Source organism: Snodgrassella sp. (genome assembly GCF_024103505.1).
Classification (GTDB): Bacteria; Pseudomonadota; Gammaproteobacteria; order Burkholderiales; family Neisseriaceae; genus Snodgrassella; species Snodgrassella communis.
The window spans coordinates 12625-29275 of the sequence record NZ_JAGGIJ010000013.1 but is presented as its reverse complement, the minus strand read 5'-3'; the positions used below and the strand labels follow the sequence as shown (position 1 = coordinate 29275).

The window sequence follows — 16651 nt, the reverse complement described above, 5'->3', positions numbered from 1 at the left end:
CTATACGCCTCGCTCTAAACCCTGTCAACTACTTCTCGCTTTTATTTTTCGATTTTTATTCAGATGACTGTTTTTTAATCCTAAAATTTTATTCTCTCTTTGACCTCCTTTATCACTTGTCTATTTCAGTTCTTCGCTTTACTCAGTCATTTTGGTACGGATTAATCTGTTATTTCTGTATATCACTTTAATCAACTACTATTTATCTATGTCTTATTTTTGTTTTAGTTATTTAATCTAGGCTTTTTTGTTGCATTTGTATTGTATGTGTCACTTCTATATTTTATAAAGTTTGTCTGTGCTGTTATTTATTGACTAGACAGGTTTATTACTAATTATGGTTTTGCTGTTTCAGTATGTTTGTTATCTTTTTTGCTAGTGCTTTATTCTTACTTTTGTCGGAAATAATAGGAATCACTGTATGGCAGAATTTTATATTTGCCGACAAATAAAGCTGATAAGTTGCTGATTGTGGTTAGGGCTGGTTTAATCAGGAAGCAGCTTATTTTATTAATTTCTAATCTTGCTATTTAGCTTGTTTGATTATTATTGGATTTTTTCATTATTATGCCTCGTTTTTATGTTCCGTCTGGTATTTGTGATTCAGTGGCATTTTCTTTGCCAGATGCAACAGCGCGCCATGTACAGGTTTTGCGCTGCCAGCCAGGTGAGCTGATTGAGTTGTTTGATGGTCTTGGCACTGTTTATCAAGCTGAAATTACAGCTATGGGTAAGAAAAATGTGGATGTGCTGATCCGTGGTAGTGAGTCTGTTACGCTTGAGTCTCCATTGGCGATTACGTTGCTACAATCAATTTCAAGCAGTGAACGGATGGATATGACTATCCAGAAAGCTGTGGAATTGGGCGTTACGCTGATTCAGCCAGTGCTGACGGAACGTAGTAGTCAGCGTTTAAGTGGTGAACGGGCGTTGAAAAAGCTGGAACGCTGGCAGGATATTGCGATTGGTGCATGTGAACAATGCGGGCGGACGATGGTGCCGGAAATTCGGCCGGTGGTGGATTTGGCTAATGCACTGGCTGGTTTGGCTACTGATGATTTGAAGCTGCTGATGAGTTTATGCCGACCCCAGGCATTAAATGAGTTTGAGCAACCTCTGGCGGTAACGTTGTTAATTGGCCCAGAAGGTGGGTTAAGTAATGCTGAGGAGGAGCTGGCAATCAGGCATGGTTTTGCTGCTATCAGTCTGGGGCCACGGGTATTGCGTACAGAAACGGCTTCGCTGGCGGCAATTGCTGCGATGCAGGTGTTATGGGGTGATTTTCGCAAGTAGTTCAGAATAGGTATTAAAATTTGAGAAAGAACACCAGCCAGTGTGACTGGTGATGTAGTTAGTATTTTTCCGGAATGTAACGATAAGGGTAATTGGGCTCCTGATAATCGCCTTTATCCTGCCGCTTTGGCAGTTCGACTTTTTTCCGTGGTGTTTTTTTGTATGGAATTTCGCTGAGTATGTGTTTGATGATGTTCAAACGCGCTTTCTTTTTGTCGTTGGAATCGACGACATACCATGGAGCCCATGAGGTATCGGTAGCCATAATCATTTCGTCACGGGCACGAGAGTAGTCGTACCAGCGACTGTAAGATTTGATATCCATGGGAGAAAGTTTCCAGATTTTACGCGGGTCGTTAATACGACCCAGCATGCGTCGGTGCTGTTCTTCCATGCTTACTTCAAGCCAGTATTTGAGCAGGATGATACCGGAATTGATTATGGCTTTTTCCATAAAGGGGATAATTTCTAGAAATTCTTTGCTTTCTTGTTCGGTGCAAAATCCCATTACGCGCTCTACGCCGGCACGGTTATACCAACTTCTGTCGAAGATGATAACTTCGCCAGCTGCTGGCAAATGGGGAATGTAACGCTGCATATACATTTGTGTTTTCTGGCGTTCACTCGGTGCTGGTAAGGCCACTACCTGAAATATGCGAGGGCTGACTCTTTCGGTAATTGCTTTAATTGCACCGCCCTTGCCTGCACCGTCACGTCCTTCAAAGATGATGCAAACTTTCTGCCCAGAAGCTTTTACCCATTCTTGCAGGGCAACCATTTCACCCTGAAGTTTTTCCAGTTCTTTGTAGTATTTCTTTTTAGTCAGCTTTTTGCGTTTGCTATTTTGATCGGTACAAGTATTGTTTTGTTTTTTAGCCTGCTCAATATCAGGTGTTTTTATCCCTGGCTGCAATTGTTTATCAGTCATTTTTACCTCCTTTGCCAATTGGATTATTAATTATTAAACTATTTGTTCATATATTGATAGAATATTAATGATAACAGCCATTTGCAACTTCTGTTACACTTTTTTACATTTAGTTTTATTTAGATATTTATGTTTGTGTGATCTGCTAATTTTCTAGGCAAAGTAGCCAGCTGCTCTATTTCTACTAAGGGTATGGGATGAGTTATTGTGGCTGCGTGCTTTTGCTATTCATACGCTGTTCGTCACGTGCGGTAAACCACCATACGATTAAGCCAATTATTGCGAGCATAACGCCAACCCATGCAGTGCTGGCCCAACCCCAGCCTGCAGCAATGGTTAAACCCCCTAAATAAGGTCCTAAGGCATTGGCAGCGTTGAAGGCACTATGATTCAGTGCGGCAGCCAATGTTTGGGCATCTTTGGCTACGTCCATAAGGCGAATTTGTAATAAGGTACCTACGGCACCACTCATGCCGATGAGAACGACTTGTATACATATCCAATATGGATAATGTAGTGCAAAGGGATATAAGGCTAACATGACTGCCGACCACGCCAGTAACCATGCTAGTCCTGACATCACATGGCGTCCAACCAGACGCGGTATGATGATGTTGCCTAATGTCATGCCTACGCCGTATAGACACATAACCAGTGGCACGCTTTTGGGCGACATGCCGGTAATGTTTTCGAGAGTCGAGGCCATGTAGGCATATATGCCAAACATACCACCAAAGCCGATGGCACCTATGGCCAGTGTCAGCCAAATCTGACGATTTGTAAGTGCATTAAGTTCGCGCACGGCATTGCTGCCACTACCTTGCATGCAGTTTGGTGGTAAAAATAAGGCTACCAGAATAACGGTGGTAGCAGCCAGTATGGCTACGATGAGAAAGACTACTCGCCAACCCACTGCCTGAGCCAGCCAGCTGCTTAAGGGTACGCCGATAGTGGTAGCTATGGTTAAGCCTATCATCATTAATCCTACAGCCTGAGTTCTAGTTTCTGGTGGCACCATGGCAGCGGCAACTAATGCTCCAACACCAAAATAGGCTCCATGCGGTAAGCCACTTAAGAAGCGAAATAGCATCATGCTGTTGTAGTTGGGGGCAAGCATGGTGCCTAGATGAGCTAGCGAGAAAAATGCCATAAGCACTAGCAACAGGCTACGCCGGCTGAAACGCGCTCCAAATATGGCAATAACGGGCGCACCGACAACGACACCAAGGGCATAAATACTGATTAGATGCCCTGCTGTCGGTTCACTGATATTTAAGCCGCTAGCGATATAAGGCAAAACACTCATGGTGGCAAATTCTGTGGTGCCGATGGCAAAACCGCCGACTGCAAGGGCAAATAATAGCCAGCGTGGATGGGGAATGCGGTCAGGTTCGGTATTCATAGGTATATTAGTATGCAAATGTATTGTTGTGCTAATTGTGTGTTTGGTAAGATATGAGTTTAACTGATTGAGAAATATTAGTAAAAGTTCTTCTTTTACTCTATAGCTTATGATTTGCTGTTTTTTATTTTATTGTGTTAATGGTTGTGAAAGATGAAATTTGGTGATGCTATGTATTGGCAGGCATTTTTTTCTGTTATGGCTGTTATATACGCTGTATTTTGGATTTTATGCTCTTTATTTAAATGCAAAGTTAATTTAATTTGCAGTAGATAATGGTTTTATATGCTTATCCATGTATTGTTTTCTACAAGTTTTATGCTTTAGCAGGATATAATAGTATTAATTATGTACTTTTTTATAAGCTGTTTTATTTAGTAAGAATGGAATTAATGATGAGTAAACCCAGTGCTCAAACACTAGAAAATCGCCGGGATGATGCGCAGTTGCTCGCAGATGAAGCAAAGTATTGTTCTTTTGGTGATACGGTACATTATGTTAACCCGCCAAAAATTTTTGATGGCTGCGAAGGCAGCTATATGTATGACAAAAATGGCACGCCTTATTTGGATTTGCAGATGTGGTATTCAGCCTGTAATTTTGGTTATGCTAATGAACGCCTGAATACGGTGTTAAAGCAACAGGTGGATACTTTGCCACAGTGTGCAAGCCAGTATCTGCATCCAACCAAAATTGAGCTGGCAAAAACTATTGCTGAGGATATGAAGCGCAAATTTGGGCGTGATGGCCGGGTTCATTTTAATGTTGGCGGTTCGCAGTGTATTGAGGATTCACTGAAAATTATTCGTAATGCGTCTGAAGGCCGGTCATTGATGTTTGCGTTTGAAGGTGGCTACCACGGGCGTACGCTGGGGGCATCTTCTATTACTTCAAGCTTCCGCTATCGTCGTCGCTATGGTCATTTTGCTGACCGCGCTATGTTTATTCCGTTTCCATATCCGTTCCGGCGACCTAAGGGTATGACATCAGAGGAATACGGAGAACATCTGGTGGCTGATTTCGCTCGTTTGTTTGAAACGGAATATCATGGTGTATGGGATCCGAAAGCAGGTCAGGCCGAATATGCGGCGTTCTATATAGAGCCGCTTCAAGGCACGGGTGGCTATATTGTGCCACCACGCAACTATTTTAAAGAATTGAAAAAGGTTCTGGACCAATATGGTATTTTGTTGGTGGCCGATGAAATTCAGATGGGCTTTTATCGCACTGGCAAGTTGTGGTCAATTGAACACTTTGATGTACAACCGGATATGCTGATATTTGCTAAAGCATTGACTAATGGTTTGAATCCTCTTGGTGGTTTGTGGGCACGAGAAGAGTTGATTAATCCGCAGATATTCCCTGCTGGTTCTACTCATTCTACTTTTGCTTCAAATCCGCTGGGTACAGCTGTGGGTCTGGAGGTATTCAAAATGATGGCCGAAACCGATTATGAGAAAATGGTAATGGAAAGCGGTGCCTACTTCCTTGAAGGCTTGAAAACGCTGGAACAGCGCCACAAGGAAATTGGTGAAGTAGATGGTCTGGGGCTGGCGTTGCGTGCGGAAATCTGTACTGAAGACGGCTTTACGCCAAATAAGGCTTTAGTAGACAAGATGGTTGATATTGGGATGTCTGGCGATCTAGACTGGCAAGGCCAAAAAATGGGGCTGGTATTGGATATAGGTGGCTATTATAAGAATGTGATTACTTTTGCCCCATCTCTGCATATTACAAAACAGGAAATTGATCAAGGAATTGAGTTGCTGGATCAGTTGATAACACGTGCTAAAAAAGAGTTAAACGCTTAAGCCACGTTATATGGCAGCTTGGCTGGTATTTAAGCCGGCTGCCACATGGGATGTTATGAATTATCTGACTCAACTTGAACCGGATGAACTGGTCGAGATTTTTCTGACCAATCCTCCACAGGATTTTACTGCATGGCAATTAATGAGTGGGGTACCCGCTTTTGCTGCACGCTTTGATTTACTCACAACTGCTGATGCTGATTTTCAGCAGAAAATTCGCCATTGGCCACTGTTTCGCTGGTGGCAACGCTTTCTGCAACCTCTTACTTGTTTTATTGGCACAACAGTATCTGAGTATGCTTTACTCACTCAGCAACAATCAGCACAGCAATTAGCCTTAGAAATAAAACAGAACTATGGCAAGAAATATCCGTTGCTGATTGTGAAAGATATTCCGCAGCAGTCACCATTATTGGATACGCAGGCAAACGATTATGCAGCTACACTGATTCAGTCGTTGCAGCAACAGGGATTTATTGCGGTGGAAGGTCAGGCTCTGGCCTGGGTACCAATTGATTTTAATGATATTGATGAATATTTGAGCCGCTTGTCCTATCAGCGCCGCAAAAATTTTCGGCGCAAGCTGAAAACACAATCATTGATTGAAACTGGTTGTCTGTATAGCGGTGATGTGTGTTTTCAGGACGAAGCCGTTCTAGATCAGTATTATCAGTTATATTTAAATGTTTATAATCAAAGTGAGATTCATTTTGATTTATTAACTCGGGAATTTTTTGTGCAGCTGTTACAGGATAGCAGTAATCAGGCCAGAATTTTTACCTATCATCATCAACAGCAATTGATTGGATACAATATTTGTTTCGTGCTCAATAATATGTTGGTGGATAAATATATTGGCTTTGTTTATCCACAGGCACGGGAACTGAATTTGTATTATCTGAGCTGGTTTTACAATCTGGACTATGCCAGACAGCACGGGCTGGATTTTTATGTAGCCGGCTGGACTGATCCGCAAGTAAAGGCATCTCTCGGCGCTCAGTTCACTTTTACGAAGCATATGGTATATGTACGTAACCCTGTTTTAAGAACCTTACTGGCCAAAATCAGTAATCGCTTTGAGCAGGACAAAACTTGGCAGGAAGCCAACAAGCAACTTAAGCTGGATAGCAAAAAACATGAATAAACCGGTTATTCTGGATTTTGATCACAGTACAGGCATAATAACAGATGCATTCAGAATTGAGCTGGGACAATGGCAGGAAGCTATTCGTTTTGGCTGTTCACAAGCTAAATTCAAACAGTTAGAGACAGAACTGGCACGACAGTTACCTGAATACTATGGCACGGTACTAATGGGCAGCGGCGACTACCACCATATTTCATTATTATTAATTAAACGTTTACAGCAATATTTCAATGCTACTAATCCAATACAGGTAGTTATTTTTGATAATCATCCGGACAATATGCGCTATCTGTTCGGGATTCACTGTGGTTCGTGGGTAAGCTATGTGGCGCAATTGCCCTTTGTCAGCCATGTGCATGTACTGGGTATCACTTCAAATGATATTGGCCTTGCCCACTGCTGGGAAAACCGGCTGGCACCATTATTTCAGGGCAAATTAACTTACTGGTGTATGGATGTACAGGTTAGCTGGGCCAAAAAAATCGGTCTGCAACAGGCTTTTCGTGCTTTTGCTTCACCAGAAGAGCTGGTTAGCGCATTTATTCAGGTACAGCAACAAACCAGTGAATCAGTATATGTTTCAATTGATAAGGATGTGCTGGGGAAAGATGTAGTACAAACCAACTGGGATCAGGGTCGTATGCAACTGGAGCATTTATTGACTGTGATTGCTGCTCTGGATCAGCGCATTATTGGTAGTGACATTACCGGCGAAGTTTCGCAATGGCAATACATCAGCCTGCTCAAACGTCTGCTCAGCGCTATGGACAAACAGGAACCAATTCCAGCAGCCACGCTGGCAGCATGGCAACAACAACACCATGCAGTTAACCAGCAACTACTTAATGCTTTAGCTCAACATCAACAAACGACATTCTGAATAACTTCAGCTATTTGGGAAAATTGTGCATCAGTAAGCCATGGGCTATTGGTAATGGTTAACATGCGTGCTGCAAAATTTTCAGCATTTGGCATAACCACTGTAGGCACAATTGGGCGCAGGTAATCATATTGTGCCAGCGTATGAATGAATAAACGGGTCACACCTAAAGGACTGGCCCATAACTGATTTAATACCGCATCACGATGTTGTCCAGTGGGCATTAATACCATTAAAAATGGCCATACACCCTGACCATGCTGATCAATAATCACTTGTATGCCGGTAATGCTCTGTAACTTCTGGATACGTTGTTCCGCTTGTTGTTGCAGGGTATGTAAAAATATCGGTAACCGCTGTAAGGCATTCGCAGCAACATTCTGACGCCAGCGGCTGACGCGATGCAAAGGAATGGCAAAATCAAAATCATCGCCAACAGCAGCAATCCATTGCTGCTGACGAAGTGCTTTGCGCCGGCTATAGCCATAAGCAAAATACAATCCGGTAGGATTATACAAAGCTGTATATCCTAAGAGTTCAACGGTACGTAATGCTTCCCATTTAGGCCGGAATGGTAATAATCTGCTGGCAGTGGTTTGTAAATTGCGACGCAATTGTGTATCAGCGGCGGTTAGTAAACCGCCTTCATACATGGTTAGCCCTTTACCAGCAGCCAGACTAAATAATACAACATCTCCATGCTTGCCTACCTCTGCACCCAATGCCTGCGCTGCATCTTCTATTACACTGATCTGTAGAGGCTGTGCCAATTGTTTAACTGCATCTATATCCGTTACACGTCCGCCCAGATGTGTGGGTATAACTGCCAATACATGCTCATTTAACAGGGTAGTAAGTTGTGCAGTATCAAGATCAATACTATCTGGCTTTAAATCACATAGTTGTATCTGCAAACCGCAATGATGAATGGCCAAAGCCACTAGTGGACAGCTATAAGCTGGGACAATTACGGTTTTGCGCATGGGATGTTGTTGCGATAGCGCAGTTAAGGCAATGATCAGTGCCGCGGTACCAGAACAGGTAACCTGTAAAGGAGGCAGATTTAATTGTGTACTAACACTGTCTGCCAGTGATTGCTGTGTCGGCAACCAGTCACGCCATTTCAGCGGTAAACCGGCGGTAGGCGGATTTTCATAATAGTTGAGCATAACTGGCACTTAAATTTAAACCTTGAAAATTTAACACGCTTCATCATCTTTGCTGTGTTCAGTTTGGATGATTTCTTTTTCTGCTAAGGCCAAAAAGATGATGCCAGCTACGATGAATACTGCACCCATAATACGGGTAGCAGTAATGTGCTCATGAAATAGAAAAGCTGAGACCAGCATTACTGTCACCACTTCCAAATGCGAAGCAGCAAATGCTGGGCCAACTGGCGCTTTCTTAAGTAATACCATCCAAGTAAAAAATGCTCCAATATACCCTGCTATAGCAATATAAACCCATGGCTGTGTGAATACCCGGATAATCCATTCCAGACTGGCTTCGAGTGGCTGAGCATGAATAGCCGTTAATTTAAAACTGCTTTGCCCTAGAGTATCGAACAATAATAAGAGCGCAAAACCGATTAAATAAAATTTACGCATTATGACGCTCCAACCAATACTACTCCGATGGTAATACAAAACATGCCTATCAGCCGAAAACGAGTCAGTTTTTCCTGAAACAGAATCCGTCCAACCAGCATCAGTACAATAATGTTAATTGATCCCAGTAAAATACCCTGCGACAAGGGTACCTGACTTAAAAACGCCAGCCACAGCAAAAATTCAGCGACATAAGAACCGATACCAATCCATAACCAGTAATTGCTGAATAAATCTACCCAGTAATACCAACCATTGCGGTTATTCGGTGCTATGGCTGCATATTTAAACGCAGTTTGTCCAAGCGTATCAAAACAGATGTTGGCAAACCACAAAATGAATACAATCAGAGTCATACAATATTTCTTTCTGCTATATGATGAGTATTCACTTAAGTTGACTAGCAATATTTTCAAAAAAGGCAACTGACTGGTTGATGACTTCGCGTCGCTGCCGATCAATGGTAATCAAATGATAACTATTATCCAGTACCACAAACCGAGTCGCTCCACTAACCTGCTTTTCTACCAGACGAGCATTGGTATTGATATTGGCAATATCATCGTGACCAGAATGCATAATCAGACAGGGTGCAGTTACCTGTGGCAGTTGCCGCCGTATTTGTTTAGCGAGTGTCTGCATTTCCGCCAGAGCCGGGAATGGATTACCAGCCAAACCGGCACTGGCACTGTCGCCACTGAACATACTGGCAGCAACAGATGCTCGGATACGTTCATCTTTCAGTCCGTATGGTGGTTTCTCAATAAAAGAGGTTTTCTGGAATAAATGAAATTTCTTCAACAAGGGTAACAAGCCAAAAAACTGTTTTGCCCAGAATGGAATAGACCAGCCATCATAATTAAAGGTTACGCCATAAACGCCAACGCCCTTTATCAACTTTGGCTGGTCAGCAGCCAGTTTCAATGCCAGCAACGCACCCATTGATAATCCGGCCACAAACAGACAATCAACATGCTGCTGTAGAAATTGCGCAGCTTCCTGCACACTGGTATACCAGTCATGCCAAGTGGTTCGACACAAATCAGCTTCATCGCCACAATGACCCGCCAGTTGCATTGCATACACGGTAAAACCGGCCTGATGCAGCCCTTTGGCTAAAATACGCATCTCATTTGGTGTACCAGTTAAACCGTGAATCAGAAGCACACCATTGCGATTACCGGGTAAAAAATAGGAAGAATCTTGAATCATAATTTCAAATTAGCCATTGAAGCTTTATGCAGGAGAGGAGCAATAATTTTCAGCCGGAGCTTTAATCAGATCTGGCAAAATGGCCACAACGTCATTAAAATCCTTAATTGGATAGTGCCGAATACCTTTTTGCTGACAAAAATCAATTAATTTATCTTTAGCAAAGACCAGATCTACCTTATCCGCCACACAAAAATCCGAAGTACCATCGCCAACATAAAAAATCTTCTGAAAACCGATCAACTGACTCCGATGTCGACATTTACAATTGCCACTGGCCTTATGACAGTGTTCATTGGCATAAGGAAAATCCAGTTTCCAACCCTGCTGCTGATCATGCAATAAGCGATTAGCGAAGACAGGCAAGAAATCAATATTATATCGCTTCAAAATCGACTGAATTGCATAGTCCAGCCCATCGCTGACAATATGCACGTTCAAATGTGTATCCCGCACCAGATCAATAAATGTGCCAAATGCAGGATCAATCCTGATTTGTGCCAGCGCACCATCTAATTCCGCCTGACTAGCTTGCATATTAGCAATTTGCTGACGCATGCATTCACGCGAACCAATAATGCCATCCAGCCATTGCTGCTCCAATAAGGCACATTTTTCATTGCCGAATTGGCTAAGTAAGGTGTCGGTCACATCTTTTTCACTGATGGTGCCATCAAAATCACAAAGTACAGTATACTTCGTCAACTCGTTAGCATAAAATAATGAGTTATGATTAACTTGGCTCTCAACAATGGGAATGAAACAACTCATATTATCCTGAGTAAAAATTACAAACGAAAATAGGCCGGCATTCTAATATGGGGAAAGCTGGATTATTGAAAATGATTGAATACATTAATGTGCCAGCAAAAATAACCAACGCACTAAGTTTTCTGCCAATCACGATTACTACGCATACCTGCAATTAGCAGTAACCGCGATTTACCGACCCACGGCTAAGGAATTATCAAAATATATCAGCCACTCTGTATCCATTCATGTTGAATATAAATTAATTTCAATCAATATATTGATACAAACAGGGATACTTTTCATAACTACACCCATGTATCCATCCGGCAGTAATTTAAATTACTTACCGGCGACCATAGCACCAAACATATTCTCAACAGATACCCACTTATTCAGACAACTGATATACTTGAAAAATTTAGTCAAATAAACAGTATATTTTAAAACATTTCAGCCAGAAATTAAAGCTATATAATTGACCCACCTGTGAAATGTAGAATATAGAAGCAATGATAAAATAATAACCATTGTTATTTTCACAAGAGCAATAATCAAATAAATAATTAATTTAGCTTGATTTTACACTACTATTGAAGCATACATCTCTGCGATTTTTTTGCAAGATAAACTGATTATTGTATACAGCATAATTATCCTACTTACCTGAAGCCCCCTGTTTTGCTATCGATTCTACAACCATAGCTGTTATTGAAACGTTCGGATAGGTATCAACATGATCAGCCTTAACTATCTATACATGTTTAACTGTTTATTACTAGCAAGTACATAAAGGAAAAGTGCGGATAAATCCGCACTTTACATTCAAACTAACTCATCAACAATATATGATTTAAACATTCTGATGAAATTTTGTTGCCGATGATTTGTCCATTATTACTTTTAATTAATGCACATCTCTTGGTGAATTAGGCACATGCCGCCAGTCCTGAGTCACATCATCCAGATCGTGCCCCGGATTCATCACTAAATCCCCTACTTTCACAGAATGCGACGCATTGATAATAAGAGCTGACGACATTTTATCACTGACGCGGTAAATCAGCGCTATGCCAACCTCTTCAGCAGGAATACTCAGGTACTTAAGTACACTACGCGATTTTTTAGAAGCATCGGGTATACTGCCCTTAAGCTGATGACTCTTCTTATACAGACTTACTACTGTGCCTTTGTCTACTCCATCATCGCTACCCAAGTTCAGAGTAATTGTTTGGTAGGTTCCTGCCTCTTGAACTCCGTCCATAACAGAAACGATTTTGCCTTTTACCTGAGTACTGGGTGCATGTGGCATCATCTGGAACGAATCGTGTTCATCGGTTATTTTTAACAGATAATCACCTTTATTTAATTCTGATGCAGCATTGGTAACAACCATTGGCTGTGCGGTTTGGGTAGGCAATTTCACTAGTGGGTGCACGCGCGTGTAATACTCGTCTTTAGGCAGGCTAGCAGCATCACTTGGACTGCGTTCAGCCAGCGCACTGTTATGTTCGGCCAGTGTTGCCACCTCGCCACTGAAGCGTACTAGCTGCCCCAGATTTTTATGTGTATCCGGATCGGTAATATCTTTTTCAATCCGGTATACCAGATATCGCCCTGACTCCAGCTGACGATCAGCATATACACGATCACCCGTTGTATACATAATGCGACTTTCAGGCCCGCCGATAAGACGTGGTGCTTTTCTGGTTTGTTCTTTATCAATTACCTGTGGATGTTGCATGAATATACGGTAAAAATCGACATCAACGGTATTGATGCCATAACCGGAAGAAATATTACGCACCTTTGGCTGTAGTTTAATGGTTGGAATACCACCATTGTCGTCAAAACCAAGGCGAGGTTGACCATCAACATAACGAAGGCTTAAAACCTGCCCTGGATAGATTTTCTGTGGATTCTGAATCTGAGCACGATTAGAGCCCCACAATTGCGGCCATTGCCATGGGCTGTAAAGATACTTACCCGATATGCTCCACAGAGTATCGCCGTTTTTCACTACATATTGTGCTGGTGCATCGGGACGTAATTTTAATTTGGCCATTACAGGTGCAGATATTGCCATACCAAGCGTACATAGCAGGGTTATAATATGTTTATGCATGTAAAGTATCCTTAGGGAAATTACTGTTTTCAATGGTTGTTATATGACATAGTATGAATATTAATGCCAGTTTACCTGAATCTATATCAACAAGCTTTAAAAATTCCACATTGCCATCATGTAATCAGGTCAGATTGAACAAGGAATTAAACACACAATGGCTCTACTAAACATTTTACAATATCCTGATGAGCGTTTACATACTGTTGCGCAATCTGTGACGCAATTTGATGACAGAATTCGCACTTTGGTACAGGATATGGCTGAAACCATGTACGAAGCACGCGGTATTGGGCTGGCTGCAACTCAGGTTAATGTTCATGAACGTGTGGTAGTAATGGATCTCTCCGAAGAACGTAACGAATTGCGAGTATTCATTAATCCGGTTATCACCGCCAGAGAAGGCGATACCGAATATGAAGAAGGCTGCCTTTCTGTACCCGGTATCTATGAAACAGTGCACCGCTCGGAACGCATCACTGTTGAAGCATATGATGAACATGGTGAAAAATTCATACTAGAAGCGGATGGTCTGCTGGCTATCTGCGTGCAGCACGAATTGGATCATCTCGCCGGCAAAGTATTTGTTGAATATCTGTCTCCATTGAAACAGAATCGCATCAAAACCAAACTAAAAAAACGCGCACGCGAAAAAATGTAAATAACACAACCCGTTATCAGCCTTAATATTTGTATCACCATCTTCTGATAGTGATATTGTCTTTTGTGGATTTGTTGCATGAAGCCTTCTGTAATTTTTGCTGGAACACCCGATTTTGCTGCGGCAGCGCTTAACGCTATTGTTGCTGCTGGGTTTGATGTACCGCTGGTATTAACCCAGCCAGACCGCCCTTCTGGTCGCGGATTGAAGTTACAACCCAGTGCAGTTAAAAAAACTGCATTGGCGCATGGGCTCACAGTTATCCAGCCAGCCACACTGAAAACAACTGAAGCGCAGGCAATGTTACGGGAGCAGAATGCTGATGTAATGGTCGTAGCTGCTTATGGATTATTATTACCGCAGGCAGTGCTGGATATTCCCAGATATGGCTGTCTGAATATTCATGCGTCCCTGCTACCGCGCTGGCGTGGCGCCGCACCGATACAGCGCGCTATTGAAGCGGGCGATCAGAAAACCGGTGTATGTATTATGCAAATGGATGCCGGTCTGGATACTGGTGCTGTTATTAGCCAACATATTTATACTATCGGTACAGATGAAACCGCAGCTGAAGTGCATGATGCACTGATGCATCTGGGGGCGAATGCAATTGTTGCTGATTTACAACAAATCAACCAATTACAACCCGTTGCACAAAGCGAAACAGGCGTAACCTATGCTCATAAATTAAGCAAAGCTGAAGCACAAATCGACTGGACACGCCCCGCCATAGAAATAGCCCGCAAAATCCGTGCTTTTAATCCGGTACCAGGCGCTTGGACGATCTGGCAGGATAAACCTCTTAAAATTTGGCGTGCACAAGTTACTTCGCATACAGGAGTGCCGGGTACAGTGTTGCACAGTAACGAACATGAACTGATTATTGCTTGTGGTAGTGGAGCGCTCAGTATTGAGGAAATTCAGAAAGCTGGCAGCAAGTCCATGCCTGTTGCCGCATTTCAGACCGGCAATACTTTACAGCAGGGTACCGTACTGACATCAGTGGAGACCAATGCATGAGTATGGCGCATGTCCAGCAACTGGCGGCTCACGCCATTGGTGAAGTATTAAATGGACGCAATCTCAGCGAAGTTTTGGCTCAGCTCATGCAGCAGCATCCGGAACTGTCCGTTGCGGATAAAGGTGCTTTGCAGGATCTTAGTCATGGTAGTCTGCGCCATTTAGGTCTGTTGCAACAACTTGTGCACCAAATGACGAAAACATTACCCCCCGTAGAAATTGTCCATCTTCTCGTCATTGCTTTATATCAACTGCATTTTACCCGCAATGCAGCGCATGCTGTGGTAAATGAAGCTGTTAATTATGCACGCCAGCTACAAGGTGGGCATTACCAGAAACTGATTAACGCCTTGTTACGACGCTTTTTACGAGAACGCGAAACTCTATTAGCTCATGCACTTAAACAGGATGAGGCGCGTTATAACCTACCTGACTGGTGGTTAAACTACTTGAAAAAGCATTACCCCCAGCACTGGCACAACATGGTCACAGCCATGGCGCAACATCCACCTATGACATTGCGGATCAACCGTCGTTATACAGATGCTGAACAGTATCTGACAAAATTGACAGCTAGTGGCATTGCCGCCAAAATTCTGGATACTCACAGCATCATGCTACAGCAGGCAATAGCTGTACAGAAACTGCCAGACTTCGCTGCCGGCCACGTATCGGTACAGGATTTTGGTGCCCAGCAGGCTATCCCCATGCTTAATCCGCAAAATGGTGAGCGTATTCTTGATGCCTGTGCTGCTCCCGGTGGCAAAACCGGCCACATACTCGAATGGGCAGACTGTGATGTCACCGCGCTGGATATTGATCCTTTGCGCCTGAAACGTGTACAAGATAATCTGCAACGTCTGCAACAGCGAGCACACTTGCATTGTGCTGACGCAAAAGAGCTACACTTATGGTATGATAACAACACTTTTGATGCCATTCTGGCTGATGTACCATGTACTGCCTCAGGTGTGGTAAAACGCCATCCAGACATCAAATGGCTGCGCCAGCCACAAGATAGCCAAAAAACCGCACTACAGCAGGAAGCTTTACTGGACAGCCTGTGGCTAACACTAAAATCAGGCGGTCGCCTACTTTTGGCCACCTGTTCGATTTTCATGGAAGAGAATCAGCAACAGCTAACCCGTTTTTTAACCCGACATGCGGATGCCTGCGAGCGTCAATCACGTGTATTGTTACCGAACAGCAGACAAGATGGATTTTTTTACGCGCTTATCGATAAAATCTAGTCTACTTTTTGCCTGCCTTCTCTGCCTGAGCATTACCATAGTAAAGGCAGAGGGCATCAGTACTACGCGTGCTCAAGCTAATATAACCAGCAATGGCCAGCTTTCCATCAATACGCGTTTTAATACCCAGCTGCCCGATCAGTTAAAACAGGCACTCACACAGGGTGTACCATTAAATTTTGATCTAAACTACCAACTCACCTCCCCCACACTTGCATCCTATCGCAATCGGATTAACAACCTGATTGCTGGTGATAATCTTATTCAGTACAAACTAGCCTTTCATCCACTTACTAATCGCTATCGCGTCAGTATGGGATCGACCTTTTCTACTGAATACAACAGTCTTGATACCGCACTTAGAGCCATTGGGGCTGTGGCCAACTGGCGTGTACTCAGCAATGGCACACTCAGTGGTGTATCTGCGGGAGAGGTTCGTGCAGATGTACGCCTGAGCCTAAGTATCAGTCAGTTGCCAAAGCCATTTCAAATCAATGCACTGACTTCCCATAGCTGGCAGCTGGATTCCGGCTGGCATCGTCTTGTTATCAACGCGGATTAATCA

General features: G+C 43.0%; 16 protein-coding genes. 8 read left to right on the top strand and 8 right to left on the bottom strand.

The features are described from left to right. The first annotated feature begins 567 nt into the window (after positions 1–567). Positions 568–1293 (top strand): 16S rRNA (uracil(1498)-N(3))-methyltransferase, encoded by a 726-nt coding sequence (locus tag J6578_RS10085; protein ID WP_287954572.1) that lies wholly within the window; start codon positions 568–570, stop codon positions 1291–1293. 58 nt (positions 1294–1351) lie between these two features. On the opposite strand, the gene ppk2 is transcribed toward J6578_RS10085, so the two are convergent. Continuing rightward, a complete protein-coding gene (gene ppk2 / locus J6578_RS10080; RefSeq protein ID WP_239428533.1) occupies positions 1352–2221 on the bottom strand; it encodes a polyphosphate kinase 2 in 870 nt (289 codons plus the stop codon). A 202-nt stretch (positions 2222–2423) separates the two neighbouring features. Beyond that, positions 2424–3623, bottom strand: a complete 1200-nt coding sequence (locus tag J6578_RS10075) for an MFS transporter (protein WP_287954570.1) — start codon at positions 3621–3623, stop codon at positions 2424–2426. Between the two features lie 395 nt (positions 3624–4018). On the opposite strand from J6578_RS10075, the gene J6578_RS10070 reads away from it, so the two are divergent. From J6578_RS10070 to J6578_RS10060, 3 genes are read left to right on the top strand one after another with little or no spacing between them, the layout of a single operon-like run. After that, positions 4019–5434, top strand: coding sequence for an aspartate aminotransferase family protein (locus tag J6578_RS10070; protein WP_287954569.1), 1416 nt, complete (start codon positions 4019–4021; stop codon positions 5432–5434). 10 nt (positions 5435–5444) lie between these two features. Further along, positions 5445–6578, top strand: a complete 1134-nt coding sequence (locus tag J6578_RS10065) for a GNAT family N-acetyltransferase (RefSeq protein WP_287954567.1) — start codon at positions 5445–5447, stop codon at positions 6576–6578. Beyond that, entirely contained in the window at positions 6571–7461 is an 891-nt protein-coding gene (locus tag J6578_RS10060; RefSeq protein ID WP_287954565.1) for an arginase family protein, read from the top strand. Before J6578_RS10065 ends, J6578_RS10060 begins: the two co-directional genes overlap by 8 nt. Here the strand turns inward: J6578_RS10060 and J6578_RS10055 are convergent. The 6 genes from J6578_RS10055 to J6578_RS10030 all read right to left on the bottom strand — a co-directional run bounded on the left by J6578_RS10055 (position 7443) and on the right by J6578_RS10030 (position 13155). Continuing rightward, on the bottom strand, positions 7443–8630 hold the full coding sequence (locus J6578_RS10055) for a DegT/DnrJ/EryC1/StrS family aminotransferase (RefSeq protein WP_239366847.1): 1188 nt from the start codon (positions 8628–8630) through the stop codon (positions 7443–7445). The two genes, J6578_RS10060 and J6578_RS10055, sit on opposite strands and share 19 nt — an antisense overlap. A gap of 30 nt (positions 8631–8660) precedes the next feature. Beyond that, entirely contained in the window at positions 8661–9068 is a 408-nt protein-coding gene (locus tag J6578_RS10050) for a DMT family transporter (RefSeq protein WP_100139534.1), read from the bottom strand. Next, complete coding sequence (locus J6578_RS10045) at positions 9068–9424, bottom strand: DMT family transporter (protein ID WP_093093758.1); 357 nt, start codon at positions 9422–9424, stop codon at positions 9068–9070. Before J6578_RS10045 ends, J6578_RS10050 begins: the two co-directional genes overlap by 1 nt. Positions 9425–9455: 31 nt before the next feature. Continuing rightward, on the bottom strand, positions 9456–10280 hold the full coding sequence (locus J6578_RS10040; RefSeq protein WP_287954563.1) for an alpha/beta hydrolase: 825 nt from the start codon (positions 10278–10280) through the stop codon (positions 9456–9458). A 24-nt stretch (positions 10281–10304) separates the two neighbouring features. Then, positions 10305–11051 (bottom strand): MtnX-like HAD-IB family phosphatase, encoded by a 747-nt coding sequence (locus J6578_RS10035; RefSeq protein ID WP_239366842.1) that lies wholly within the window; start codon positions 11049–11051, stop codon positions 10305–10307. Between the two features lie 886 nt (positions 11052–11937). After that, positions 11938–13155, bottom strand: coding sequence for a LysM peptidoglycan-binding domain-containing protein (locus tag J6578_RS10030; RefSeq protein WP_239366839.1), 1218 nt, complete (start codon positions 13153–13155; stop codon positions 11938–11940). A gap of 157 nt (positions 13156–13312) precedes the next feature. Between J6578_RS10030 and def the strand changes: the two genes are divergently transcribed. The 4 genes from def (at position 13313) to J6578_RS10010 (ending at position 16648) form a co-directional block, all read left to right on the top strand. Continuing rightward, positions 13313–13816 carry a peptide deformylase gene (def, locus tag J6578_RS10025; protein ID WP_093093750.1) on the top strand — a complete coding sequence of 168 codons (504 nt, stop codon included), beginning with the start codon at positions 13313–13315 and terminating at the stop codon, positions 13814–13816. Positions 13817–13894: 78 nt separating this feature from the next. Beyond that, positions 13895–14836, top strand: a complete 942-nt coding sequence (gene fmt, locus J6578_RS10020) for a methionyl-tRNA formyltransferase (protein WP_239428528.1) — start codon at positions 13895–13897, stop codon at positions 14834–14836. Then, positions 14833–16086, top strand: a complete 1254-nt coding sequence (gene rsmB, locus J6578_RS10015) for a 16S rRNA (cytosine(967)-C(5))-methyltransferase RsmB (protein ID WP_239366833.1) — start codon at positions 14833–14835, stop codon at positions 16084–16086. Before fmt ends, rsmB begins: the two co-directional genes overlap by 4 nt. Next, positions 16052–16648: a DUF4390 domain-containing protein gene (locus J6578_RS10010; protein ID WP_093093744.1), complete on the top strand. Its 597-nt coding sequence runs from the start codon at positions 16052–16054 to the stop codon at positions 16646–16648. Before rsmB ends, J6578_RS10010 begins: the two co-directional genes overlap by 35 nt. Positions 16649–16651 lie beyond the last annotated feature (3 nt).

Bases quoted from the DNA above. Each gene is read 5' to 3' on its own strand.
- J6578_RS10085 (WP_287954572.1), top strand. From the start codon at position 568: ATGCCTCGTTTTTATGTTCCGTCTGGTATTTGTGATTCAGTGGCATTT.
- ppk2 (WP_239428533.1), bottom strand. From the start codon at position 2,221: ATGACTGATAAACAATTGCAGCCAGGGATAAAAACACCTGATATTGAG.
- J6578_RS10075 (WP_287954570.1), bottom strand. From the start codon at position 3,623: ATGAATACCGAACCTGACCGCATTCCCCATCCACGCTGGCTATTATTT.
- J6578_RS10070 (WP_287954569.1), top strand. From the start codon at position 4,019: ATGAGTAAACCCAGTGCTCAAACACTAGAAAATCGCCGGGATGATGCG.
- J6578_RS10065 (WP_287954567.1), top strand. From the start codon at position 5,445: ATGGCAGCTTGGCTGGTATTTAAGCCGGCTGCCACATGGGATGTTATG.
- J6578_RS10060 (WP_287954565.1), top strand. From the start codon at position 6,571: ATGAATAAACCGGTTATTCTGGATTTTGATCACAGTACAGGCATAATA.
- J6578_RS10055 (WP_239366847.1), bottom strand. From the start codon at position 8,630: ATGCTCAACTATTATGAAAATCCGCCTACCGCCGGTTTACCGCTGAAA.
- J6578_RS10050 (WP_100139534.1), bottom strand. From the start codon at position 9,068: ATGCGTAAATTTTATTTAATCGGTTTTGCGCTCTTATTATTGTTCGAT.
- J6578_RS10045 (WP_093093758.1), bottom strand. From the start codon at position 9,424: ATGACTCTGATTGTATTCATTTTGTGGTTTGCCAACATCTGTTTTGAT.
- J6578_RS10040 (WP_287954563.1), bottom strand. From the start codon at position 10,280: ATGATTCAAGATTCTTCCTATTTTTTACCCGGTAATCGCAATGGTGTG.
- J6578_RS10035 (WP_239366842.1), bottom strand. From the start codon at position 11,051: ATGAGTTGTTTCATTCCCATTGTTGAGAGCCAAGTTAATCATAACTCA.
- J6578_RS10030 (WP_239366839.1), bottom strand. From the start codon at position 13,155: ATGCATAAACATATTATAACCCTGCTATGTACGCTTGGTATGGCAATA.
- def (WP_093093750.1), top strand. From the start codon at position 13,313: ATGGCTCTACTAAACATTTTACAATATCCTGATGAGCGTTTACATACT.
- fmt (WP_239428528.1), top strand. From the start codon at position 13,895: ATGAAGCCTTCTGTAATTTTTGCTGGAACACCCGATTTTGCTGCGGCA.
- rsmB (WP_239366833.1), top strand. From the start codon at position 14,833: ATGAGTATGGCGCATGTCCAGCAACTGGCGGCTCACGCCATTGGTGAA.
- J6578_RS10010 (WP_093093744.1), top strand. From the start codon at position 16,052: ATGGATTTTTTTACGCGCTTATCGATAAAATCTAGTCTACTTTTTGCC.